This window comes from Candidatus Frankia nodulisporulans, from assembly GCF_902806475.1.
Lineage (GTDB): Bacteria > Actinomycetota > Actinomycetes > Frankiales > Frankiaceae > Frankia > Frankia umida.
This window is the reverse complement of record NZ_CADCWS010000481.1, coordinates 1-1,372: the sequence shown is the minus strand read 5'-3', so window position 1 is coordinate 1,372 and position 1,372 is coordinate 1. Positions and strand designations below refer to the sequence as shown.

The following is a 1,372-nucleotide window of genomic DNA, read 5'->3' as shown; positions in this document are numbered from 1 at the left end:
CCTCGGCGACCCTGCGGGGGCGCGGGCGCTGGCCGAGGACACCCTGGCCCGCCGGCGGCGGATTCTCGGCGACGACCACCCCGACACCCTGACCTCCGCGCACAACCTGGCGATGCGCTTGGCAGAGGTGGGGGAGCTGTCCGCGGCGTGTGCGCTGGGGGAGACGGTGGTGGACGGCCGCCGCCGGACCCTCGGCGCGGATCATCCGGACACGTTGGACTCGGCGCACAACCTCGCCGTCGACCTGGCCGACGCGGGCCAGGTCGAGCAGGCACGGACACTGCTGGTGGACACCGCGGCCCGGCTCACGCGGGTCCTGGGCCAGGACCATCCCTCCACCCAGCAGACCATGCGGGTACTGGCCGGGTTGCCCGCCGGGGACTGACATGGGCGGGTCCGATGTCGCGCCGGCCGCTCTCCGTCCACCCACGACCGAAAGTGATCATGTTGGGGTGTGGGTGCCGGCCCGGGGACCTCTCCCTGCCGCGGGGCCGGCGCACGCGATCCGCTCCTCGAACGACTCGGCCGGCCGCCTGAAGCCCGCCGGTTCCTCGACCGCATCCCACCATTCTGATCTTGTCCGGAATTCGTTCGATTCCCGAACAAGATCAGAAACACGGCAGGCAGCAATCAGAATCAGGGCAAAACGGGCGGGCAGTCGTCTGGGAAACGTGTCGGAAAGTCGGAGTGTCGAACAACAGGCCAGCCGCCGTTTTCCGTCGACCTGCTGATCGTCTTTGGCTGGTGATGGTGCCGGGGATGATCGTTGTGGCCTGCGCGGGTCGGGCCGCTGGGGTGGGGGCTGCGACTGCTGGTGGTGTGTGATGATTTGGTGTCGTTAGGTGATGGCCGGCCGGGGGTGTGCGGCAGGTTCACGTTCGGGGGGCGTATGGCACGGGTATTCGTGAGTCACAACGCGCGGGATGTGGTGTTGGCGGGGCGGGTGGCGGACTGGCTGAGCGAGGCGGGTCATGCCGTGTTCCTCAGTGGTGATCTGCACCGTGGGGTGGCGGTCGGGGATGCCTGGGTGGACAGGCTGTTCGGCGAGCTGGCCCGGGCGGACGCACTGGCCGCGGTGATCACCGAGGGGTTCAACGGTTCGTCGTGGTGCGCGGCGGAGATCGGCGCGGCCCGGGCGACCGGGTTGACGATCCTGCCGATCCAGGCCGATCCGGACGTGACAAGCCCGCTGATTCCGGTGGAGACCACCGAACGGGTGGTCGTCGATGGTGAGGGGGCAGCCGCGCGGGCGTGGCTGTTGGAGGCGTTGCGGCGCCTGGACGGAACCGCCGAGGGGAACGGCGACGGGGCGGGGGTGGTGTATCCGGGGCTGGCGGCGTTCACGACCGGGCAGGCCCGGATGTTCTTCGGC

2 protein-coding genes are annotated in these 1,372 nt (G+C 70.0%); both read left to right on the top strand.

The annotated features are described in order from the left end of the window. Positions 1–385 (top strand): tetratricopeptide repeat protein (locus G6R24_RS20975; RefSeq protein ID WP_163550839.1); only part of this gene is annotated, 385 nt, incomplete at its 5' end. A 504-nt stretch (positions 386–889) separates the two neighbouring features. Further along, on the top strand, positions 890–1,372 hold a 483-nt coding region (locus G6R24_RS20970), incomplete at its 3' end, for a toll/interleukin-1 receptor domain-containing protein (protein ID WP_163550838.1).